24 protein-coding genes and 6 pseudogenes are annotated in these 21,772 nt (G+C 48.8%); 16 read left to right on the top strand and 14 right to left on the bottom strand.

All coding sequences use genetic code 11. The features are described 5' to 3' along the window. Positions 1-16: 16 nt before the first annotated feature. The 3 genes and pseudogenes from AAGQ96_RS08065 to AAGQ96_RS08075 all read right to left on the bottom strand — a co-directional run. Positions 17-478, bottom strand: a pseudogene (locus AAGQ96_RS08065) (integrase); the annotation flags it as partial. Between the two features lie 643 nt (positions 479-1,121). Next, positions 1,122-1,463 carry a hypothetical protein gene (locus AAGQ96_RS08070; RefSeq protein ID WP_342755226.1) on the bottom strand — a complete coding sequence of 114 codons (342 nt, stop codon included), beginning with the start codon at positions 1,461-1,463 and terminating at the stop codon, positions 1,122-1,124. Then, on the bottom strand, positions 1,464-1,838 hold the full coding sequence (locus AAGQ96_RS08075; protein WP_342755532.1) for a glycoside hydrolase family 19 protein: 375 nt from the start codon (positions 1,836-1,838) through the stop codon (positions 1,464-1,466). 171 nt (positions 1,839-2,009) lie between these two features. On the opposite strand from AAGQ96_RS08075, the pseudogene AAGQ96_RS08080 reads away from it, so the two are divergent. Next, positions 2,010-2,282, top strand: a pseudogene (locus AAGQ96_RS08080) (DNA methyltransferase); the annotation flags it as partial. Here AAGQ96_RS08080 and AAGQ96_RS08085 read toward each other — a convergent pair. Then, complete coding sequence (locus tag AAGQ96_RS08085) at positions 2,240-2,758, bottom strand: hypothetical protein (protein WP_342755611.1); 519 nt, start codon at positions 2,756-2,758, stop codon at positions 2,240-2,242. The pseudogene AAGQ96_RS08080 and the gene AAGQ96_RS08085 sit on opposite strands and share 43 nt — an antisense overlap. Here AAGQ96_RS08085 and fos point away from each other — a divergent pair. The 3 genes from fos to AAGQ96_RS08100 all read left to right on the top strand — a co-directional run bounded on the left by fos (position 2,751) and on the right by AAGQ96_RS08100 (position 4,727). Continuing rightward, the gene (gene fos, locus AAGQ96_RS08090; protein WP_342755227.1) at positions 2,751-3,152 is read left to right on the top strand and encodes a fosfomycin resistance glutathione transferase; all 402 of its coding nucleotides are present in this window, start codon (positions 2,751-2,753) and stop codon (positions 3,150-3,152) included. The genes AAGQ96_RS08085 and fos overlap by 8 nt on opposite strands. Positions 3,153-3,219: 67 nt before the next feature. Beyond that, positions 3,220-3,462: a DNA polymerase V gene (locus tag AAGQ96_RS08095; RefSeq protein WP_342755228.1), complete on the top strand. Its 243-nt coding sequence runs from the start codon at positions 3,220-3,222 to the stop codon at positions 3,460-3,462. Positions 3,463-3,579: 117 nt separating this feature from the next. Beyond that, positions 3,580-4,727, top strand: a protein-coding gene (locus AAGQ96_RS08100) for an IS3 family transposase (RefSeq protein ID WP_342755229.1) whose coding sequence is annotated in 2 segments (ribosomal slippage) — positions 3,580-3,817 and positions 3,817-4,727 — 1,149 coding nt in all. Because the reading frame shifts where the segments join, the coding sequence is not laid out codon by codon here. 188 nt (positions 4,728-4,915) lie between these two features. Here AAGQ96_RS08100 and AAGQ96_RS08105 read toward each other — a convergent pair. Then, positions 4,916-5,152, bottom strand: a pseudogene (locus tag AAGQ96_RS08105) (transposase); the annotation flags it as partial. A gap of 465 nt (positions 5,153-5,617) precedes the next feature. On the opposite strand from AAGQ96_RS08105, the gene AAGQ96_RS08110 reads away from it, so the two are divergent. The 6 genes and pseudogenes from AAGQ96_RS08110 to AAGQ96_RS08135 all read left to right on the top strand — a co-directional run bounded on the left by AAGQ96_RS08110 (position 5,618) and on the right by AAGQ96_RS08135 (position 9,814). Next, positions 5,618-5,914, top strand: coding sequence for a hypothetical protein (locus tag AAGQ96_RS08110; protein ID WP_342755230.1), 297 nt, complete (start codon positions 5,618-5,620; stop codon positions 5,912-5,914). A 435-nt stretch (positions 5,915-6,349) separates the two neighbouring features. Continuing rightward, positions 6,350-6,535: pseudogene (locus AAGQ96_RS08115) on the top strand (helix-turn-helix domain-containing protein); the annotation flags it as partial. Between the two features lie 180 nt (positions 6,536-6,715). After that, positions 6,716-7,810, top strand: coding sequence for a DUF6883 domain-containing protein (locus AAGQ96_RS08120; protein WP_342755231.1), 1,095 nt, complete (start codon positions 6,716-6,718; stop codon positions 7,808-7,810). A gap of 10 nt (positions 7,811-7,820) precedes the next feature. After that, positions 7,821-8,027: a DUF4926 domain-containing protein gene (locus AAGQ96_RS08125; RefSeq protein ID WP_147197005.1), complete on the top strand. Its 207-nt coding sequence runs from the start codon at positions 7,821-7,823 to the stop codon at positions 8,025-8,027. A gap of 88 nt (positions 8,028-8,115) precedes the next feature. Further along, positions 8,116-9,327 (top strand): annotated as a pseudogene (locus AAGQ96_RS08130) (IS3 family transposase). A 58-nt stretch (positions 9,328-9,385) separates the two neighbouring features. Beyond that, positions 9,386-9,814, top strand: a complete 429-nt coding sequence (locus AAGQ96_RS08135) for a hypothetical protein (protein WP_342755232.1) — start codon at positions 9,386-9,388, stop codon at positions 9,812-9,814. Here AAGQ96_RS08135 and AAGQ96_RS08140 read toward each other — a convergent pair. Together AAGQ96_RS08140 and AAGQ96_RS08145 are read right to left on the bottom strand one after the other, a co-directional pair. Continuing rightward, positions 9,798-10,346, bottom strand: a complete 549-nt coding sequence (locus AAGQ96_RS08140) for an RNA 2'-phosphotransferase (protein WP_342755533.1) — start codon at positions 10,344-10,346, stop codon at positions 9,798-9,800. The genes AAGQ96_RS08135 and AAGQ96_RS08140 overlap by 17 nt on opposite strands. Positions 10,347-10,463: 117 nt before the next feature. Next, entirely contained in the window at positions 10,464-10,820 is a 357-nt protein-coding gene (locus tag AAGQ96_RS08145; RefSeq protein ID WP_342755233.1) for a helix-turn-helix domain-containing protein, read from the bottom strand. Between the two features lie 31 nt (positions 10,821-10,851). Between AAGQ96_RS08145 and AAGQ96_RS08150 the strand changes: the two are divergent. The 3 genes and pseudogenes from AAGQ96_RS08150 to AAGQ96_RS08160 form a co-directional block, all read left to right on the top strand. Continuing rightward, a pseudogene (locus tag AAGQ96_RS08150) lies at positions 10,852-10,941 on the top strand (integrase); the annotation flags it as partial. Positions 10,942-11,056: 115 nt separating this feature from the next. Further along, positions 11,057-11,764 carry a YoaK family protein gene (locus AAGQ96_RS08155; protein ID WP_147197007.1) on the top strand — a complete coding sequence of 236 codons (708 nt, stop codon included), beginning with the start codon at positions 11,057-11,059 and terminating at the stop codon, positions 11,762-11,764. Between the two features lie 294 nt (positions 11,765-12,058). Next, complete coding sequence (locus AAGQ96_RS08160; RefSeq protein WP_147197009.1) at positions 12,059-12,244, top strand: hypothetical protein; 186 nt, start codon at positions 12,059-12,061, stop codon at positions 12,242-12,244. Between the two features lie 167 nt (positions 12,245-12,411). Here AAGQ96_RS08160 and AAGQ96_RS08165 read toward each other — a convergent pair whose 3' ends face one another. Next, entirely contained in the window at positions 12,412-12,657 is a 246-nt protein-coding gene (locus tag AAGQ96_RS08165) for a YmjA family protein (RefSeq protein WP_147197011.1), read from the bottom strand. Positions 12,658-13,081: 424 nt separating this feature from the next. On the opposite strand from AAGQ96_RS08165, the gene AAGQ96_RS08170 reads away from it, so the two are divergent. Beyond that, complete coding sequence (locus AAGQ96_RS08170) at positions 13,082-13,222, top strand: YnfU family zinc-binding protein (protein ID WP_342755534.1); 141 nt, start codon at positions 13,082-13,084, stop codon at positions 13,220-13,222. A 76-nt stretch (positions 13,223-13,298) separates the two neighbouring features. On the opposite strand, the gene AAGQ96_RS08175 is transcribed toward AAGQ96_RS08170, so the two are convergent. Then, positions 13,299-13,658 (bottom strand): DUF6404 family protein, encoded by a 360-nt coding sequence (locus tag AAGQ96_RS08175; RefSeq protein WP_342755234.1) that lies wholly within the window; start codon positions 13,656-13,658, stop codon positions 13,299-13,301. Between the two features lie 247 nt (positions 13,659-13,905). Here AAGQ96_RS08175 and AAGQ96_RS08180 point away from each other — a divergent pair, with 247 nt between their 5' ends. After that, positions 13,906-15,150, top strand: a complete 1,245-nt coding sequence (locus AAGQ96_RS08180) for an aromatic amino acid transporter (protein WP_147197013.1) — start codon at positions 13,906-13,908, stop codon at positions 15,148-15,150. A 268-nt stretch (positions 15,151-15,418) separates the two neighbouring features. Further along, positions 15,419-16,204 carry a YoaK family protein gene (locus AAGQ96_RS08185; protein WP_147197015.1) on the top strand — a complete coding sequence of 262 codons (786 nt, stop codon included), beginning with the start codon at positions 15,419-15,421 and terminating at the stop codon, positions 16,202-16,204. Here AAGQ96_RS08185 and araC read toward each other — a convergent pair. From araC to AAGQ96_RS08210, 5 genes are all read right to left on the bottom strand, one after another. Beyond that, complete coding sequence (gene araC, locus AAGQ96_RS08190) at positions 16,176-17,033, bottom strand: arabinose operon transcriptional regulator AraC (protein ID WP_147197017.1); 858 nt, start codon at positions 17,031-17,033, stop codon at positions 16,176-16,178. The two genes, AAGQ96_RS08185 and araC, sit on opposite strands and share 29 nt — an antisense overlap. A 92-nt stretch (positions 17,034-17,125) precedes the next feature. Continuing rightward, positions 17,126-18,535: a glycoside-pentoside-hexuronide (GPH):cation symporter gene (locus AAGQ96_RS08195; RefSeq protein WP_147197019.1), complete on the bottom strand. Its 1,410-nt coding sequence runs from the start codon at positions 18,533-18,535 to the stop codon at positions 17,126-17,128. Then, positions 18,532-20,559 carry a beta-galactosidase gene (locus AAGQ96_RS08200; protein ID WP_342755235.1) on the bottom strand — a complete coding sequence of 676 codons (2,028 nt, stop codon included), beginning with the start codon at positions 20,557-20,559 and terminating at the stop codon, positions 18,532-18,534. Before AAGQ96_RS08200 ends, AAGQ96_RS08195 begins: the two co-directional genes overlap by 4 nt. 130 nt (positions 20,560-20,689) lie before the next feature. Continuing rightward, positions 20,690-21,475: a type I methionyl aminopeptidase gene (gene map, locus AAGQ96_RS08205; protein ID WP_342755236.1), complete on the bottom strand. Its 786-nt coding sequence runs from the start codon at positions 21,473-21,475 to the stop codon at positions 20,690-20,692. Next, positions 21,472-21,714, bottom strand: coding sequence for a ParD-like family protein (locus AAGQ96_RS08210; RefSeq protein ID WP_147197025.1), 243 nt, complete (start codon positions 21,712-21,714; stop codon positions 21,472-21,474). Before AAGQ96_RS08210 ends, map begins: the two co-directional genes overlap by 4 nt. Positions 21,715-21,772: the final 58 nt, after the last annotated feature.

Below are 21,772 nucleotides of genomic sequence, written 5' to 3' on the forward strand. Positions count from 1 at the left end.
CTACGAAATACGCTGTTCAAACGGCTATCACCGCCCACTCTTTCCCTCGGTCATTATTATAACGGTCCGTCATTTTTTGCGATTTATGTCCCAGCAGCTTTTGCGTCCCCAGCCCCTGTTCCCGATACAGGCGTTCGGATAGGGAGCGTTGCTTATGGAACGCTGGTGCAATTCCTTCCGGCCAGGTTAAACCACAATGGTTTTTGGCTTTTTTGAAAGTTGTAATAATGGAGCTGGCCACAGCTTCCCGCAGCGACATATTTATCGCTTCACAGGTCAACCCCAGCGCAATAGCCAGTCGAGAACCGGTTTTCTCCTGTGTGATGTGAAGCATGTCATCCCAGATATCCGAAAACTGCATGTCAGAAATGTCTCCGATTCTTTGTCCCGTAATTATGGCCAGCAGCATTGCACATTGCAGGTATGGCGGATGCTGTTCTGTAGCGGTATATATCGCTTGCCACTTATTCAGAGACACCTCACCCGCTCAGGCGCGTGGCGACGGCGTGCGTTGACCGATGCCGGGCCGGCAACAGCTGGCCGCCGGATTTTGCTGAATTCATGCAGCTGGTGGCCGACTCCGATCCGTGCTCAGCTGCAAGCACCTGTCAATCCGCCCGGCCCGACGCCAGCGCAGCTGCTACACGCCGAATATTAGCAGCGTAAAGCCGCCGGTTGGTTTAATAAATAGAGTGAATATTAAATAATTGATACGAGTATAAATAAACACAAACCAGTATTCATGACCGGATAATCAAATGTTCAGTTATTTCCAGAGAATGATATGATACGACAATCTTATTTAATAGTAATGTCATTGTTTAACAACAGTCGGTGTTCACGGATGATGATGTTTAAATAATATCTTGTTATGAATCAATTTAATCCGTGAGGCTCGAGATATGCTAAATTTATTCAGTCACCAGCGTGAATTTGATATCGATATGGGTTGCTGCATTCAGCAACAGCTGATGATGTTTGATGATTAAATTTTTACATAGGCACTGATAAATAAAAATAATCCGAACTTTTTTGCTGACGTTGAGTTTAGAAAGATAACCCGGTAGTTGTTCGTTATTAAGGAGGGGAGGCACCCCCCTCCTGGCTTCATAGCGTCCTGATTATAAATCAGCATATTCCAAAATTTCTTCGCCCATCAACGTGCAGTCTAATTCAGGTGAGTAAATGAGACGCATTCGGTATTTCCCCTTATAAATTGATCCCCATGTCTCCAGGACATCGAATATCTGCGAAGGATTTTGAGGATTCTTCATTTTATGCAAAGGTGTTACTTTTTCATCAATAGTAATTCTGTCGTCATTGTCTCGATAAAAAGACAACAATTTTTTTGCATCCTGAAGTGCATTTTTTTCGCAGGTCATAGACGAGTTGGTAACTGCCGCATATGAATTGAATGCAGACAACATAATCGCAAGTGAGACTGCTATCTTAAGTTTAGACATTTAAATACCCATTATTTTCTTAATTCGATCAAGTGCCTGTTTTCTGCGCAAAAGACCGTTATACCCACCGTTAACGACGTAAGTTACGCACCGGTAATCATCTTTATCTGCATAAGGATTAACATGTCTTATACGCCAAAACTCACAAGCCGTTCTTACTGCAATATCCGGGTTTGCAGCTACTTCACCCGGATGATTGACAAGATCTGCGTGTAAAATCTTACCGTAATGATCATAATTCTCACGTCCGGTTAAATGGAGCATTCCCCGTCCGATATACCTGGGTCCGTCGCCTGGAAATTTATTACCTACGTTATGGCCAGTGCGCGTATTGTACTCATACTCTTTACCACCATCGCGTGCGTTTTCAATCAGAGCGGTAAAGCTTGCCGTCTCAACACAAGATTGAGCTAAGAAATGGGCGACTGGTGTTTGCTACAAACATCCACCAGTCGTTCGCCTGTTGTTGAAGTCACGGGCGAACCATGGCCCAACGCTTTAGCGCTAAAGCATCGTGAGCCTATAAAATAAAGGCCCATCTGATTGCTGAAAGACGCTGACTGTTTATCAAATGTTCAGCTTGTGAATGCTGATTCACTAAAATTTATTAAAACACTCCCTGATAATTCCATCGATCTCGTTGTTACAGACCCGCCGTACTACCGTGTAAAAGCGTGCGGTTGGGATAGGCATTGGACGAGCCAGGCTGAATATCTGGCCTGGCTGGACGAGTTCCTGGCTGAATTTTGGCGAATTCTGAAACCCGCAGGAAGCTTTTATCTTTTCTGTATTTCGCGCCTGTCCGCTGATACCGAGTTACCAACTTTTGGGGTGCAGTTCACATAATTTCCGACAGTTTTCAAAGACGCTTTTGAGCGTTCTCCCTGCTTTGATATACCATCATGAAAGTTATCAGCTAATTTGTATACGACATAGGCTACAACGAATCCAAAACATGATACGCCTGCCATGACGTATTTGTGGTTTGATTCAGACATGAAGACAAACCAGAATAAAAAAACAAGCGTGGCGAGAATTATACAGTCACTGATGCCTGCGATGCCTGCGATGCCTGCGATGCCTGCGATGCCTGCGATGCCTGCGATGCCACGTGCCAAATAGCAATGCTGAAGCACTGAACAGCAAAATAAGGCTGTTGAGGATAAAAGCCGGGAGGATACCGAAACCAAGAGCGTTTTAAACTGGGTGTAATGTTCCACTCCGGTAAACTGGATATGATATTCCAGGATTCCCATCAAATCATTTACAAAAAATAGGTTAAAAAACATGCTCACGGGTGTAAACCATATAACTCTCGCAGTCAGAAATGTTGACGTCAGTTTTAATTTTTATGTTGAAATACTTGGATTTACTCCACATGCAAAATGGAAATATGGAGCATATTTGTCTTTGGGAGAGCTTTGGTTTTGCTTATCTGTCGATCATGTCGCTCCGAAACAAGACTATACACATTACGCATTCACCATCACAGAAGACGCCATGTCGGCATTTAGGATGAAACTGCAAAAATCTGGAGTAGCTGAATGGAAGAACAACCATAGCGAGGGGGAGTCAATTTACTTTTTAGATCCCGATGGTCATAAACTTGAAGTTCATTGCGGCAGTCTGAAATCCAGACTGACGTCCTGCCTGGAAACTCCTTACGATGACATGATGTTTTTTGAATAGCTGAACATTGACCCACCATGATCGGGGGGAGACCCCTGTAAAAACAGTAGAATGACAGGCGGGACGTATGGCGCGCTACGATGACATCGCAGCAGCATACAGAAACAGCATCAAAATTAGCCCGCCTGGAAGACGCACGGTTACAACCGTGGATTTTGTACAGAATTTGGCTAAGTACAATCATAACTGGACGCTCAAGGGAGCCAACATCTGGATTGAACACTACCAGTGCAGCTTCAAAGACGTATCAATAGAAGAAGGCGAGCGGCGTACGTTTCAGCTGTTCAACCCAAATAATGGTGGGTTGTAATGGTCCACCGCGCAATCAGTGGAAGTTGCTAAGCAGATGCATGCTCAGATATAGTGAATCGCCACGTGTTTAACAGACACCTCCGAGTCATTTAAGATGGCTTAAAGAGAGGTGCCCATGAGCGGTAAGCGTTATCCCGAAGAGTTTAAAATTGAAGCAGTCAAACAGGTTGTTGATCGCGGTTATTCTGTTGCCAGCGTTGCAACACGTCTCGATATCACCACCCACAGCCTTTACGCCTGGATAAAGAAGTACGGTCCGGATTCTTCCACTAATAAAGAACAGTCAGATGCTCAGGCCGAGATCCGCCGGCTCCAGAAGGAGCTGAAGCGGGTTACCGACGAACGGGACATATTAAAAAAAGCCGCGGCGTACTTCGCAAAGCTGTCCGACTGAGGTACGCCTTTATCCGTGACAACAGCAGTTGCTGGCCTGTTCGTCTGCTCTGTCGGGTGCTGGATGTTCATCCCAGTGGCTTTTACGCCTGGCTTCAGCAGCCGCATTCTAAGCGCCACCAGGTAGATCTGAGACTGACGGGAAAGATCAAACAGTTCTGGCTGGAGTCCGGTTGCGTTTATGGTTATCGCAAGATCCATATGGACTTGCGGGATAGCGGGCAACAGTGCGGAGTGAACAGAGTCTGGCGACTGATGAAGCGTGTCGGGATAAAGGCCCAGGTCGGGTACCGGAGCCCGCGGGCACGCAAAGGCGAGGCCAGTATCGTATCGCCCAACAAGCTCCAGCGACAGTTCAATCCGGATGCTCCGGATGAGCGTTGGGTAACGGACATAACCTACATCAGGACTCACGAGGGCTGGCTGTATCTGGCCGTGGTTGTTGACCTGTTCTCACGCAAAATTATCGGCTGGTCAATGCAATCCCGGATGACAAAGGACATTGTCCTGAACGCACTGCTGATGGCTGTATGGCGGCGTAATCCGCAAAGAAAGGTGCTGGTCCACTCGGACCAGGGCAGTCAGTATACAAGCCATGAGTGGCAGTTATTCCTGAAATCACACGGCCTGGAAGGGAGTATGAGCCGTCGCGGTAACTGTCACGATAACGCGGTTGCAGAAAGCTTTTTCCAGTTACTGAAACGAGAGCGCATAAAGAAAAAGATCTACGGAACGCGGGAAGAAGCCCGCAGCGATATTTTTGATTACATCGAAATGTTTTATAACAGTAAGCGTCGGCATGGGTCGAGCAATCAGATGTCACCGACAGAATATGAAAACCAGTATTATCAACGGCTCGGAAGTGTCTAGATTATCCGTGGCGATTCATAAATTTTTTTCGAAGCTTTTTTAAGACAAGGTTAGCTAAGGTAAATCCAAATAATAACGGTAACTGTTTCTATCTAATGCTTCGTCACTGTTATTAAAAAAAGCCGTTAAATAAGCGGCATAAAACGCTTTTGCCTGTTCTGTTGCATTTTTCCTGCCGTCTGCAGCGGTTTTTTTTGCATGTCTCTCTTATCAGTAACCCTTTTCAGTTTTTTCTGAAGTCGCCGGATCTCAGACTGGGCATCGGAATGCGTTTTAATGGCTGATGAATCAGGGCCGTACTTCTTTGCCCTGACATAGAGGTGGTGTGTGGTTATATCAACGCGGGTGGCAACACTTGCAATGGAATGGCCGCGATCAATAATCTGTCTGACCGCTTCGGGACAACGTTTACCGCTCATGGGCATCTCTCTGTTAAGTCATCTGAAATGACTCTGAGGTGTGTGTTTAAATGCGTAACAATTCAAAAAGCTATCGTTGTAGAGTTTGAGGAAGCACGCTTTGAGCAGACCAAAGCTGAAATGAACCATCTCGAATTTAGCCTTGGGCAGACGTACCTGGAAGTTAACGCTGATGGCGTCAGGAGTTTATTGAGGATCCAGTTTTACTTATGGATTAATTGTGATCAACTTCAATATAAATTGTCTGTTTTATCACCCGCACTCCCATTATCAGCCAATTTTATTTAACATGATAAGTTAACCCCTTGTAAGGGTATGCTTTTTTTGACAATTAAATATAATTACTTTTTTTGACAGCAGTCATACACAGGTGTAGATATATATTTGTCCTGTTTAAGGAGTACAGGCTAAAAAACATATAGGTTGATATAACAAGGAGTTGATGATGGCTATTCAAGAAAGTAATCCTGAGTGTTGGGTTTAGTATTTGGGAGTAATGCTAATGGAAATTATGAAGGGATTTCTCAAAATAAGAATAAATCAAGGCAATCGACTATACAGCATGGTGCTGCCGTTGATATTTACAAAGATGTTGACACTCAGTGCGTGCTGGATATAGGAGATGGAATAATTGGTGGGTTAAAAGGCGGGCCCGGTGGATTGTTATCTGGTGTTGTTGCTAACGCTTACAACTCTTGTGTTCGTGATTCTGGAAGTCGAAACGCAAATGGAGGAGGGAGTATTTCCCCAGGACAATGCACTTGGTAAAACAGAAAAGGTTAATCAAATTTGGATATGTAGTAGTTGTTGTTGTGGGTTTTCAGTTTTCAGCTTCTATATTAAGCGGGGCCGATATAATATCTGGTTGGTGGGAAATGCCAGAAAATTTTTCGCATCGGGCAGTAGTAGTAATTACATCATTGGGCTGTGTCCGATTTTTAAATGATATCTATAGCTGGCTTCTAAAGAAATTTGATAAATCCAACAACCATTGTGATTAATTTACAATAATATCAGTGAATTAGGTTACAACTCTAAAGGTCGCTTCGATAAGCGGCCTTTTTCTTATCAAGGGCTTCATATGGCAGAACCTTTAGGTGCTAAATAGCTGCACCGAATAGTAGATCACTTTAAGGGAACTCAGTCCAGATTATGTGATCTGATCAATCGCCAAATATCCCACATCACCAACCGGACTGAGCGATGCCGCTCATAGCACCCATTCCTCGCGACGAGCGACGCCTGATGCAGAAAGCTATCCATAAAACGCGTGACAAAAATCATGCCCGCAGACTGATCGTCATCCTGATGTTACACCGGGGCGAATGCGTCAGCGATGTCGCCAGAACGCTCTGCTGCGCCCGTTCATCCGTCGGACGCTGGATTAACTAGTTGACGCTGTCGGGTATTGAAGGCCTGAAATTACTCCCCGTCGGACGTTCCCATCGCCGACCCTCATTTTTTGGTATACCCAACGCAGGAACATTAGGTATTTATTGCCTGCATGTTTGATTTGCATACAAATAAGCGCGAGGATACATATGGATAATGTGGAAAACAGGATGTTTGATGCTCAGACTCTACACACTGTGGGAACTCGAACGGGAGCTATCTCCCGATGAATTCCAGCACATACTGACACCCGATGCAGCACTGGAAAAAGCCGCGTTTACTTATGACCTGGACTACCGTAATTACGTATCGCCTCCGGTCAACGAAGTCCCTAGCCTATTGCCACTCCCGAAGGACAAATACTATATCCGCTCAGCACACGACCCTGTTTATGACGCTCTTGAAGTCAACCTGATGGAAGGCTGGGTCATCGGACTGGATACCGATGAGTATTGGGACGATACAGTAAATCCTTTTCACATCAACGCCGATGGCAAACTGGTTTTTGATGGTGTTGATCCTTTTTGCTGGGTAGTCAGTGATTTCCAGCGGGCTTACCAATTCGCTATCAATAACCAAAACGGCAAAAAAAGCTTACCTACAGAGACGTTTCGCCCTTCAGGTGAGCCAGTGCAACATGCCCAGGCTGCAAAAACCATCAACAGCAAAGCGGTGGGCAGACTTCTGGCTGCTGGCGGCATCTACAACGGAAATGTAGAAGGATTCCATCAGACCGCACAACAGCTCGGCGGCGATGCGTCTGCGGGTTATGATCAGGTTATGGATAACAAGGGATTGCTGATTACCGCCGCTTCAGTAGCCGCCGGGCTGACAATGGGAAGAGTTAACGTTACTGGAGAACTGGAAGAATTATCGTCATTAAGCAAAATCCCAACGTTTGAATCTCCTGCTTTAAAGGGATTTACCTCAGAGTCAGGGGCATTACTGAATGCTGAACACGCGGTTGTAGATTACAGAAAATTATCGACTTACTCTTTAGATGTTACCCACCCGAAAGGGGGACATAAGGCTAGAGTATTCCAGTCAGCGCTGGGTTATAACCCGACAAATTCTGATGTGTTAGCGAGTAAAGTCCAAGAGGGCATATTAACTGCCCCAGCTAAGGTTTTGGACGCAAACCAGCACGGGCAGCGAATGGCCGTAGACATGCCGATATTAGGCGCTAACGGTGAGACTGTGATAGTACGCACCGGTTGGATATATGAACCTGATGCCGTCGTTCCACGCATGACGACGATTTTTGTTAAGTGAGATACAGGCCATGAGAAGAGAAGAGTTTGAAGTGGTTGTGTTAGCGGAAGATTTACCGAATGATGGGTTAACTAAAGGCATGGTGGGCGCCATCGTATTCATTCATGAAAAACCATATCTGGCTTACATGGTTGAATTTGTTGATGACGAAGGGCGAACTATTGCGATGCCTGATCTTTTACCTGAGCAGGTAACGGATTATGTCCCGCCAGAATAATTACGGGATAGCCGATTTACTATAACATCCGAGAATCGCTTAACAGACATACTGTAGTGGCATAGTGAATTTGGCCACCTGAATAGAGGTGATATCATCACCTCACAGTCAAAACAGGTGACATTATGACCGGACGTAACAGACGCAATTTTAGCCCTGAGTTTCGCCTCGAGGCTGCCCAGCTTGTACTCGATCAGCATTACACCGTTGCCGCCGCTGCTACGGCGATGAATGTCGGCAAATCCACGATGGATAAATGGGTTCGACAACTGAAAGAAAAGCGAGCGGGAAAATCACCCATAGCTTCACCCATGACACCTGAGCAGATTGAGATACGTGAGTTGAAGAAGAAACTTCAACGCGTTGAAATGGAAAGGGATATATTAAAAAAGGCTACCGCGCTCTTGATGTCAGACTCCCTGAACAATTCTCATTAGTTGAGAAACTCAGGGCGCGGTTTCCTGTTGCCGTTGTGTGCAACGTGTTTGGGGTTCATCGCAGCAGTTATAAATACTGGCGGCAGCCCAGGAAGCCTGACGCCACGAGAGTGGCATTACTGAGCCTTGTGCGTGAAGTTTATTGCGAAAGTAACGGTTCAGCAGGAGCGCGAAGCATTGCCGCAATGGTCACCACCAAAGGTATAAAACTGAGCCGCTGGCGGGCAACAAAGCTGATGAAAGCGCTCAATATTATCAGCTGTCAGCAACCTTGCCATCGTTATAAGAAGGCGTCTAAGGAACACATTGAGATCCCTAATTATCTGGATCGCCAGTTTGCTGTTACCGAGCCTAATCAGGCCTGATGCGGTGATGTGACTTATATCTGGACGGGAAAACGCTGGGCTTATCTGGCTGTTGTACTCGATTTGTTTTCCCGTAAACCGGTTGGCTGGGCGATGTCATTTTTCCCTGATTCCGCACTGACAGGTAAAGCCCTGTCGATGGCCTGGGAAGCACGGGGAAAACCGGCTAATTTACTGTATCACTCGGATCAAGGCAGTCACTATACCAGCAGGAATTTCAGACAGTTACTGTGGAGATATCAGATAAAGCAAAGCCTGAGTCGCCGGGGAAATTGCCGGGATAACAGCCCAATGGAACGGTTCTTCAGAAGCCTGAAAACAGAGTGGGTACCGGATAATGGCTACGCGAATTTTAGCGAAGCCAGCACGGCAATAACGAATTACATCACAGGATATTACAGCCAGCTCAGACCTCATCAATATAATGGTGGTTTGACGCCGAATGAATCAGAAAGATTGTTCTGGAAAAACTCTAAAGCTGTGGCCAGTTTTTGTTGACCACTACAAACAAACTTCCAGAAACAGGAAGTCCGGAATTACCGCGAGGAAGAAAATAATGAAAGCCGGTGATGCAGTTTTACTTCTGGATATTTACGACTGGCTACCCCCCTATGGGGAGAATGCCCTCTCTCTTGAATCCAGAGGTTTAGATCTGGCCGTTAAGGTCGACTATGACGCGGAAAATGAAGGTGAGAACGTTCTTTACCGTGAGCTTCTCTTTAATGGAGTGTGCGCTTTTTATAAGTCTGCGTTTCCTGGCGTACCCATGCTGGATATCGATTATGAAAGCAGTAAAAAATCGCCAGCAACCGGCACTTTGGTTGAATATCCTGACTCTGAAGTTGCACAGGCCTGGACAGCACATTTCGGCGGATTACGGGCGGTAAAACACTACAGGATCGCTTTCCTCAGTGAAAATGTGCTGCTGGAAGTCTTTGCCGAGAATGTCACTTTGAGCGACGAACAGACTATTCCAGCACTCTGAAAAAAGCTGGAGGAACAGAGTGGGTCAACCAGACGCCATTATCAGCCTGATAAAAGGGAAAGGCCTGCTGATGCATTGCTAAAGCATCAATGCCCAGCACCACGGGTTTCCCGTGGCGCTGGCCCACCTGTTGCGCAGTGGCAATGTCGGTGGATAAATGAACGTATTGCCGATCTTTGGCCACCAGACCACTTTTATCTATTAAAGGAATGAAACGTGTTGCTGTTCCATGATAGAGCACGTCAGGCGGTGTTGCAGCGATGAAGGTTATATTAACCTGAGACGTAGAGTGCCCCTGCGCTGCGCGTATAAAAAGATCGTCACTGGAGAGTTGGAAACGCTTTTTTTCACTCTCATTAACGAGATTTTTAATTAACGTCAAATCGAGAACATAACCTTCAGAGGCGGCTTTCGCAATCAGCTCGCTTATGTTAGCCCAGCCTTCCGGGTGCAAGGATAATCCTATCGTTTCAGGCTGGTGGCGCAGAACGAAGCTGAGAAATTTACTGATTTCAGTGGCGTTATTTTTGATTTTTTTATTCCTTTTTAAGTTTTTTTACCAGTGCGTTGTAATAACTTGTTCTGACTTAGCAAAACCGAGGTTATGCCATTATCAGCCAGCCATTGGCTGCCTTACCGATCTCCATACTTACCCGGCTTCATCGGCAGCGCGCCGCTCGTCGTAAATGCCCTGTGCCTGCGCCATCTCCGCACCATATTGCCTTGCCCAGCTCACCAGCGCTACAAAAGGATCCTGCAACGTCCGCCCCAGCGGCGTAATCGCATATTCAACCGCCACGGGTGACGATGCGATTACGCGACGGCTGACCATACCGTTGCGCTCAAGTCGGCTTAGTGCTTCCGTCAGGGCTTTATGCGTGATCGGATCGAGTCTGCGCTTGAGGGCGTTAAAGCGCGCGGGTTGGGTACAAAGCACGGTCAGGATCAATACCGACCATTTGTTTGCTGGAGTGCCCCCGGGTCCGTAGACAAATTCTGTCCTCACGACGAGGCCTGTTCAAAGGCCTCCGGACTGACGCCCCCACGAATCCCTGAATAACCTGACACCGGAAGCGCACCGGCTGATGGCTGAAACCCCGGAAATCTCAAAAAGTATGTGGAACTAAAACGGGTGCGCTTACAGTTTGAATCAACAGTTGAAGCTTTGCCTGACTTACCGTCTTGTTTGTTATTAGAAATAAGCGGATCATGGGTCCTTCCAGGTTGAGCACGGTAGGTTCCATGTTAATCAGCACTGAAAATTTTCGTAGCAGCATTGCGGATACTCGTCTCGCCTGCACTCTGGCGGCCGTTGCCGGAGCTCTGAACACTGCCGCTTTTGAAATCGTTGGTTTTTTTTCTGCAAATATGACGGGTAACGTCTCTTCACTGTCAGATCACCTTGCTAAAGCAAACTTCGCTCCAGGCATTTTTTTTCTGTCTGTCGTCTGTATCTTTATTGCTGGCTCTGCCTTCTCCACACTTATTATAAATGCAGGACGCCGAAAGAATATTCGCTCGGTGTACGCCTTAAACATTATCATCGAAGGTGTGGGGCTGGTTTTACTGGGAATTGTTGAACGCTGGCTTACTCCATTTTCGCCTGGCGTATTACTTATTTTGTGCCTGAGCTTTTTAATGGGTCTACAGAATGCTGTGGTAACCCGCATATCGAATGCGCGTGTCAGGACAACACACATATCAGGAACATCGACGGATATCGGTATAGAGTTGGCCATGCTCTTTGATGTGCTGCGGCGTAAGGAGTCTCCAAAAGACGCACCGATTTATCTTGAGAGGCTCAGGCTACACGCGTTCACCTTACTGTCATTTCTGACTGGCGGGATAGCCGGGATCTGGTTGTTCCATTTGCTTGGGTATGGATTTCTCATATTCATAGGGGTCGGTGTAATTTTTCTGGCGCTGCATAACATGTTAAAAAAGCATTAAAATGCAGAGCAGAATCTCACCGCCTGACCAAACAGTCACCGGCGGTGCCAACGTCGTATTCCGCCACACAGCCCGTTACCCCGATGCGGCTGGCTATCCTCCGAGCCTGACACCTGCGCAGCAGCCAAAACAAAGGCGCGATAGCGCGATTTAAATCATTTTTGGAAAAATTGAGGCATTACGCTCAACTTTTGTCATTTGTACATTTATGAATGAAAATTTTGTATAACAGATCACGTTATGTAAACGGAGTCTGGCGTTAAATTAATTTGTCAATTACGACAGGAGGCTATTATGGATAAGGATTCTGTAGTAAGAGAACACGAAGCGGTGTGCATGTTGCTTGGCGAAGCGGCTTATTTGTTGGTGGCAGAGGGAAGGGCTGTCACTAATATAAGCCTGAAAGAAATGATTGCTGAACTATCGGTTGGAGAACCGAACAAAGCAGAGGATTTTGCGTTACAGGTACTGCTAAATTAAACCTGTAACCTAACGAATGGATTATTTCATCGTTATTTTTTACTGCCGGGCTGGCAAATAGCCAGCCCAACGTTATCGGCAGAAGAATATCTCCTGCGTACTCTATATCTCAGAATATATTAAGCAGAGCAGCCTCCCGGCTCGTAGCCGGATAAATAGCTGCCCGGCTATTCATTGCCCCATTGATTCAAAAATGTCGCTATATCATCAATTCGAAGCGCATTGATACCGGCTTCACTGGCCATCTCTTCCTGGGCATTCTCACTGATTTCTTCATTATTTGTTAAGCGAGTAATCAACAGCTGGAAATAGCGTGCCAGAGCGTCACGTTCTGACTCACTCACCGGCTTTGCACACTCCGTCGAATACTCATCTACGATGTCATAAAATTTAAGCGGTACTTCTTCGTTCATAAGTCAGATCCATCGGTTAAGGTTTATGTCGGTTGCGGCGAACTTAAGGTAACAGAAGCCTTCTTCAGGACGTTCATATACGCATTTAAAACCCAGTATATAACAGTAAAAGTGTTTGGAGATAGGCTGGTCAAAGCGGCAAGCGCAGAAATTGATACATCTCCCTGGTTAACTATTTGATTTTATTTATTATTATATCAATAAAGCCGACAGGGTGAATTATATAAGCAGGCTAAGAATCTTACACGCTAAGGTTTTGTTGCATGCGATGGAGTCAAAGGCAGTTACAACGGGCGGCTACCCTGCGGTTATTCCTATAGTGGCAGGTAGTACGTGAGACGACAGTATAAAAAATAACCAGCGGTGGTACAATTAATTTCATTCACCGGAAAGGTCGAATATTATGTCCTACTTCAATCGCGTGATGGATCAGATTTCAAAAATTACTTCAGATGCCACCTGTCCCGTTTGTGGAAAAAAGTCTAAGCAATCAATCAGTAAAATTTCTCTTGAACTGACGATGACCTGTCCGCACTGCAAGTCATTATTTGTGATGCATCGATAAATGGCGCCGCCTGATTTTGTTGTCAAAAAATCAGCCGGAAAAGCCGCAACAGCGGTTTTTCCGGCTGTTTGACACGTCATACCTGTTCCCATTCCGGCAGATGGTTAGCCTGTTTTCGCCATTTTTGAAAAGCCGCCATCGCCACGCCAAAAAGCACTCCTGACGTGATCGCTGTGGTAAACGCAGCAAACACACCCGCGCCCTGATCTCGCCATAAGATGAACCACATTACGATGCCCCAAAATGGTGTATAAACAACGGCAAAGCTAAAAAAATTAGTCAGAAAATGAGAAAAAGGTGGTGGCGGTATACTCACGCCCATTTTCCACAAAAACAGGTGGCAGGGTGGAGCATAAATACTGCGCCACATGCCTTTTTTGGCCATGATTTCGATGGCTCGATTTTTCTTCCGCTCAAAAATCAGGTCCTTTTTCATTTGAAAAACCCCCCATGCTTTTTTGCCTGTCTGTTAATTATAACGGGGTGGTACAAAATAATGTTGTTTTTAAGATTTTTTCGGAAACCTGATAAGCGGTAACGAATTGAAACTGCATGATACCCGTCCAGCAACCCTGTTTTGACCGCGACAATCAAAACCTGTGCAATTTCTCCTGCTGTCAGCCTGCCAAAAACCCCGCGTCAGTGATAAAGTCCGCAGCGGAATGAATACTCAGGATAAAAAAATGACGCAATCAGCAATTGCCGGACGCAGCCCATCCGTATGGTGGGGCGCAATGATTATCTGCGGAACGGTAGTCGGGGCAGGGATGTTCACCCTGCCAGTGGTGATGGCAGGCGCCTGGTATGGCTGGTCGTTACTGATATTACTGATCGGCTGGGGAAGTATGCTGTTCTCCGGGCTGCTGTTTTTACATGCCAGCCGCCACTACCCCCTCGGTGCAGGTTACGACACCGTCACAAAAGATCTGTTGGGAAACGGTTGGGCCACACTGACAGGGTTAAGCATTTTGTTCGTACTGGGCATTCTGACTTATGCCTATATCTCGGCCAGCGGGCCGGTTTACCAGCATTCTCTGGCGGCGGCAGGACTGCCTGTCTCAACGGCGGGGGCAAAAATTTTACTGACGCTCTGTGTCGCGGTAATCGTCTGGTTAGGGACTAAAGGCGTGAGTCGGCTGATGACGGTCTCGCTCGTTGCCAAGATTGTGCTGCTGCTGGCGCTTTTCGGGGGGTTATTGATGCAGGTCGATTTGCCCACGCTCACTAACAGCCAGGCATCAGGCGTGACCTACTGGCCGTATACGCTGGCCGTCCTGCCTTTCTGCCTCGCCTCCTTTGGCTATCACGGCAATATTACCGGGCTGATTAGCTACTATGGCGGCGAGCAAAAACCGGTTAAAAAAGCGCTGATCCTGGGAACGCTGTTGGCTCTGTTCCTTTATCTGTTCTGGATCACCAGCACCATGGGCAACCTCCCTCGCTCATCTTTCCCGGCGATCATTGCGCAGGGTGGCGACGTGGCGGCGCTGCTGGATGCACTGCGCAACCAGCTTCATGTCAATGCGCTGACGCTGCTGATGGAGATCTTTTCACATTTCGCCATTCTTTGCTCTTTCCTGGGCGTGACGGCAGGCCTGTTTGATTTTATCGCTGACCGGCTGGGCATGGGCAATACGCCAGCATCACGATTGAAGGTCGCCTGCCTGACCTTTCTGCCTCCGTTGAGTGCCTCACTGTGGTGGCCAAATGGATTTGTCGCGGCCATCGGCTATGCCGGGCTGTGCGCGACCTTATGGGCGGTGATCATCCCTGCCATGCTGGTATTAAAAGCCCGGAAAAAGTTTTCAGCCGGCGAGCCAGTAAGCTGGCAGCAAAATCTGATGATATTAGCCGTGCTGGCTTTTGGCGTGATGAATATCATCGCCTGGACACTGAGCGAATTTAATTTGCTGCCGGTGTATCGTTAGCTTTTTGGCCGAAAATGATTAACCGGCGTTTTGGCCTCAGAAAATGCCGGTTATCTTTCCTGCCATGCACGGCACCTCACGTCTCGCAGGTTAATATTTACCTTTATTTAACAAACCAAACATTACCAGAGAAATGACAGCAAAATTAACAAAGTAAATGGCTTAACCTGCTGAATTTCGCTGCGCTTCTGCTGAAATCGCTTATCCTGATATTGTTACGACTGGTTTCATATTGTTGCCGGTTGGTTAAATCAGAGGGGTAAACGACGTGCTGATAAAAAAGAAGAAAGCGAGATCGCATACTGAAGATCGCTATCTGGCCTTGGTGCTGGCGACCGCTGCGGGTATTTTGAACGCCATGGCGCTGGGTGCCTTCGGCTTTTTCCCATCACATATGACCGGTAACGCGTCACAAATTTCCACGGAGATCTCCAGTGCAGATATCAATACGCTGATTTTTCTCAGCGTCATGCTGCTGGCGTTTATTATCGGCTCGACAACCGCTCGCTTTGTGGTGATTGCCGGATTAAAGAAGCGGATCAGAACGGTGTTCTGCCTGCTGCTGCTGGCGGAAGGGATAGCGCTGTTCTTTACGTCGTTATTTGAAACGCATTTTTACTCGTCTGAGAACAACCGGGAAGTGCTGGTGATCCTCGGTTTTTTAATGGGTATCCACAACTCTACTTCGACGCAGCTTTCTAACGGTCGGGTACGATCCACCCATGTTACCGGTACGCTGACGGATGTCGGCATTGCGCTGGGGTCCTTCATCTGTTCATTTACTCACAACTATGAGGCTGGCAGTCGACAGGCCTCAAGAAAACAGTTGTATACGCATCTGACCACCATTTTTTCCTTCCTGTCAGGCTGTATTGCCGGTTTTCTGCTTTATCAGGCCTTTGGTTTTAAAGCGATGACCGTATTGGGTATCAGCCTTGTTTCGGTTGCGCTTTGCGGCATCGTCGTTACGCTGGTAACCAGCAGACGATTGCAGTTGGGGACGCAGAAGCGCAACGGCACTGCGGCTAATTTTTCCGGTAGCCGCGAGGACTGACGCCCATATGATGGCGAAAGATACGTGAGAAATAGAGCGGGTCGTTATAGCCCACGGTCAGCGCGACGTGGGTGATGGAGAAACTGGTTTTTTGCAGTAATTCACAGGCCCGCGCTACCCGCTGTTTTTCACGCCAGGCAAAGATGGTGAGGCCGGTCTCTTCTTTAAACAAATGCGCCAGACGTGAAGGGGAGAGACAGGTTTTACGGGCCAGCCGTTCAATGCTGGTTTCCTGGGCCATGTGTTCGTTCAGATACTGGCAAAGCGTTTTAATCCGCGGATCGATAACCGGCTGGTGCAGATCGGGCTGGGCCCGATAGCATTCCAGCACGATCTTCTCCACGGCGTTCATCGCCAGCGCTTCTGCCAGCGGTTCATCGCTGACGCTCAGCTGGATCACTTCCAGAAAGCGCGATCGCATGATGTCGGATTCGCTGGTGGCAGCCAGCGTCAGCCGGCCAATACCCTCGACGCAGTGCTTCCAGTTAAGCCACGTCATCCAGTAAGTGCGTGGAATAAAATAGATCCACAGATGATCCCACTCTTCGCAGGCCTCATCACGACTATAGTGATGCGGTACGCCTGCCGGAAACAGCAAAATTTCGCCGGGCTGGCAAACAAAGCTGCCTTTTGACGTGGAAATTCTTCCCCGTCCGCGCAGCGTAAGATTGAGGACATGCCCTTTCATGCCGCCAGCACGGTTAATGGCAAAGTCGAGTTTGCTGCCGCGAGTGATGGGGGTAAAGCCAGCAACCATCCAGGCATTAAAAGTGAAACGCCTGACCAGTGGAGTAAAACCTGACATCGCCGCCTCTTCGTTATGCACCATCGTTACGCTTCCCGGAGTTCTGAAAAAACAGCAGCATAGCGCAATGGCAGTTCGCCGCTGCGCTGCGGCTCCCATCCTGTATAAATTCAGACTTAGCTGCTCAATTTACCTTGCGCAGTCACCACGGGTGCAGCTTCTGGCGAACGAAATTTCCCTTCGGCCAGGTCGGCAGCAACCTGCGGATAAATGGCATCCAGCCGGTAAAAGCTGAGCAGTAAAATGTTGACCAGTGCGAGGATCACCGGGAAGAAGATAAAGAGAAACTGGATCATCTGTATGGCACTTGCAGGCTGAGCGCCGCCGCCGCTGGTAAAGCCGGCGGCGCTTAGCATCCAGCCTACGCTGGCCGTGCCAAAGCCCATGCCTACCGTCTGGCCCAGCGTACCGGCGCTGAATAAAATGCCTTCAATGCGCAGCCCGCTGGTCCATTCGCCATAGTCGATGGTATCGGCAAGAAAGGCGAACATGGTTGCGCCAATGCCGCAAAAGCCGATGCTGCGCACCACCGTTGCGGCGATCACAAACAGCGCATCCTGTCTGCCCAGCAGCGGCAGCAGATAACCCATCGTACAAACCGTTAAACCCAACAGCGCCAGATTGCGTTTGCCGATGCGCTTAATCAGCATGGGTATGATCAGCAGCGTCAGTAATCCAGGCAAATACTGCGCCACGCTGATCCACGACATCAGCGTGATGTCCTGCAAAATATATTTGGAGTAGTAGACGCTGATGGTGCTCAGGGCAGTCAGGCTGGTAAACGTGATCATCAGGTAGAGGAAGATCATCATCCAGTACTTGTTTGCCAGCATCGATCGCCAGATGCGCTGAAAGGCGATCTGCTGGCGATTATCATCACGCACGGGCTTGATACGCTCTCGCGTACCGAGGGCCGTGAGCATCAGAAAGAGGGCGGTAAAGAAGCCGTAAAGGGCAAAGACAATCAGCCATGCGCTGCGGTTATCGCCCAGCCAGGCGATCAGCGGCAGCGTGATAACGCCCACGGTAAGCGAGCCGCAGGTGGAAAGCCCCTTGCGGAAAACGCTCAGCACGCCACGCTCCACCACATCGCGCGTAATCAACGCCAGCAGTGAGCCATAGGCAATGTTGTTTGCCGTAAACAGGATGTTCGCCAGCAAATAGGTGACGCAAACCCAGCTAACCTTGAGGGTATAGCTACCGTCCGGCACGCAGGCCAGTAAAAAGGTCGAGGCACCAAACGGGATGGCGGTCCATAAAACCCAGGGGCGCGCTTTACCGTAGCGGGTTTGGGTTTTATCGATGCGGATGCCTACCCAAATGCACAACAGACCGTCCAGCACGCGGGCAAGGAACATCAGCGATCCCACCAGAAATGCCGGCACACCGACCACGTCGGTATAGTACCAGGCGAGAAACGTCACCATTAAGGTGTAAGTCAGGTTAGTGCCGTAATCGCCCAGCCCAAAAGAGAGCCGTTCGCGCAGACCGATAGCGGGCACCACTTCAGTATCCGATCGTTTCATTGCGCCTCCTCCCCACACAAAATCACCACGTCCCAGCCCGCGATCTCCAGCATCTCGCCCGTTTCTGTCTGGCGGTTGTTCAGCAACGATCTTGCCTGCCGCAGCGGATTGCGCACTTTTTGCGGCGTAGCCGAATAGTTCAGCAGAAACAACAGCGTTTGCTGCGTACGGGTTTGCGCTTTACGTACGACCAGCGGGAAAGTGGCACCGACTGTCAGCGACGCGCTGGCAAACAAAGAGGAGAAGATCTGCTCCATCCCCTGAGAGGAAAGGTGGCAGCCGATATAGGTTGCCGATCCTTTACCGTAACGGTGACGGGTAATCGCCGCGTATTTTCCCCAATAAGGATGTTGATAGCGTGCCAGCACTTCTGTCTCCGGCGAGGAGGGTTCAAGCAGTTCCATCCAGTCACTCACCTGGCCGGTCTCGTCGGGGAACGCGAAGGTATCGGCGGTTAAACTGACGTTATCCGGCTCTACGAACAGCTGGTAAGTCACGCCGCAGGCTTCACTGATAATACCAGGCTGAAGCGTGGTACGGACCTTGAGATTCTCATCGGCGAAAGCGGATTTAAACGAGTAAATAATTTGCCCGCCGTCGGCAACGAAGCGGTTCAGACGATGCAGTAAAGCATCTGAAGCGGCATAAAGTAGCGGCACGATCAATATGTCGTAACGCATGGCTCGCGGATCGTCAGCATCAAGAATATCCAGTTCAATATTCAGGCGATACAGCGCGTCGTACCAGTCACGAAACTGATCGTTGTACTGATGTTGTTTGTAGCCGCCGAACTGATGACCGCGCCACGGATGCCAGTCGATCGCCGTCAGGCAGCGATTACTGACCAGCATGGCAACGCGGTTAGTTTTGGTTAATCCCACCAGCTCGGGCAGCTTAGCCAGTTCGTTACCCAGCGTGCAGGCTTCCTGATAAACCGGATTGGGCAACAGATCGTGACTGAGCAGGCCTTTCCAGTAGGTTTCCCATGAGTTATGAAGGGAATGCCAGTGCCAGTAGCCGATAAGTCCGGCACCGCTGGCGACGTGGCTGAATGCCTGTAACCGCAGCTGTCCCGGATAGGGCGTCCAGTCCTTAAACGCCTGCGCCTGCGTTTCCAGTACGAAATAGTTTTTGTCTTTAGTGGTGCGCGCCAAATCTCCCGCAAAGGCGATCTCCGCGCCGGTCAGACGGGACTGGCTGGGGTGATAAATATCCACGCCGGTAATGTCCAGCAGGCGCGAAGTCGCAAAATGGTCCACTTCGCTACGAATGCCAAACGACCAGTTGCGCCACTCGAAATCAAAATTGTGGGTGATAAATTGCGAAGCGGAGCGGTATTCCCTGACCAGATCCGCCTGCCAGCCGAGGAAATCAATTACCAGCTGACGCTGAAAAGCCTGAAACTCGGCACCCAGGCTGGCATTAATTGTGCCTTCAACCGACGGGAAATCTTCCCAGGCATCCACGCGATTGCTCCAGTAATCCAGCCCGAATGCCTGATTAAGCGCATTGAGATCGTTGCTGAATTTTTTGCGCAGATATTTAACGAACGCGACCTGCACAGAATGGCCGCTGGTTTCGTAATACTTAGTTTCGTTATCAATCTGAAAGCCGATCACTGCCGGATGCGCGGCGGTAACCGCCAGCAGCTGGCGAATAATACGTTCGGCGTAATAGCGGTAAACCGGGCTGGTAATATCCATCTTTTGCCGCGGGCCATACTTATTCAGGCCTTTTGGCGTGGTAGCCATGACGTCCGGATATTTTTTTACCAGCCAGGCGGGGACGGCATAGGTCGGGGTGCCGATAATCACGCTGATGCCGTTGGCGTGCATACGATCGAGCACGATGAGAACGGAGGAAAAATCAAACTCGCCTTCCTGAGGCTCGAAAGTGCTCCAGGTACTTTCGGCAATGCGAACGTAATTGATGCCCGCCGCTTTCATCATCGCAATATCTTCTTCCAGCCTTTCCTGCGGCAGGTATTCACGATAATAGGCCGTGCCAAACCAGATCTTATCCATTACAACTCCAGCGTTATCGCCAATCGGGAAGCTAACTTAGCTGAAAGGCTTTACGTGAAGCTGTAATGGGCTGTTGCTAACATAAAGAAATCTGCTGCGTGAAACGGGTTTCGATCCCGATCACAAAACCTCAGATGGCTTCGTACTCGCCGGTGCCTTCCGGCCACGGCGTCAGTAAGTCAAAGCCTGTCGCGGTAACGGCAACGGTGTGTTCCCACTGTGCGGAGAGCGAGCGGTCTTTCGTCACCACCGTCCAGCCGTCGGAGAGCACGCTGGTGGCGGCTTTACCGGCATTAATCATCGGCTCAATGGTAAAAATCATCCCTTCTTCAAGAACCAGGCCCGTGCCGCGCTGCCCATAATGCAGTACCTGTGGCGTGGTGTGATATTCCTGACCGACACCGTGACCGCAATACTCACGCACGACTGAGAAACCCGCATTTTCGGCTACCTGCTGGATAGCGGCACCGATATCACCCAGCGTGGCGCCGGGACGCACGGTTTTGATACCGGCAACCATCGACTGATAAGTGATATCGACCAGGCGGCGCGCACGCACGGAAGGTTCGCCGACGTAATACATTCTGCTGGTATCGCCGTACCAGCCATCTTTGATCACCGCCACGTCGATATTAATAATATCGCCATCTTTCAGCTTCTTATCGGCCGGAATCCCGTGGCAAACCACATGGTTGATTGAGGTACACACCGTACGGGTAAAGCCGTGATAGCCGATGTTGGCCGGGATCAGCTTTAGCTCGTTAACGATAAAATCATGACAAATTTGGTCAAGCTCATCGGTAGTTACCCCTACCCGAACATGGGGTTTGATCATTTCCAGCACTTTGGCTGCCGCATGACCCGCCGCGCGCGCCATTTCAACTTCCTGCTGATTGTGAAGTTTTACCTTGCTCATTGCGCTCTTTCCTCCATAGCTGACGCTTTTTGAATAATCCTGGTAATGTCCGTACCGCCTTCAAGCTCAGCCTGAACCAGCGCGCGCGCAATCTCATGATGGGTAAGATCGGGATAAAGCTCGCTGAGCATGCCCACTTTCAGCCAGTGTTCGGCCTGTGAATTCATCGACCGGCTGAGCGCGTTGCAGGCAATGCGCAGGTTTTCATGCATCACATCGGAAATTTTAACGATGCCCATCTTGTCCCCCGTAAGATTTATACGAAACATATATGAAACGTATATTACCACGGGCGAC

It is taken from the genome of Pantoea sp. MBD-2R (assembly GCF_039134845.1).
In the GTDB taxonomy this organism is placed as follows: Bacteria; Pseudomonadota; Gammaproteobacteria; order Enterobacterales; family Enterobacteriaceae; genus Erwinia.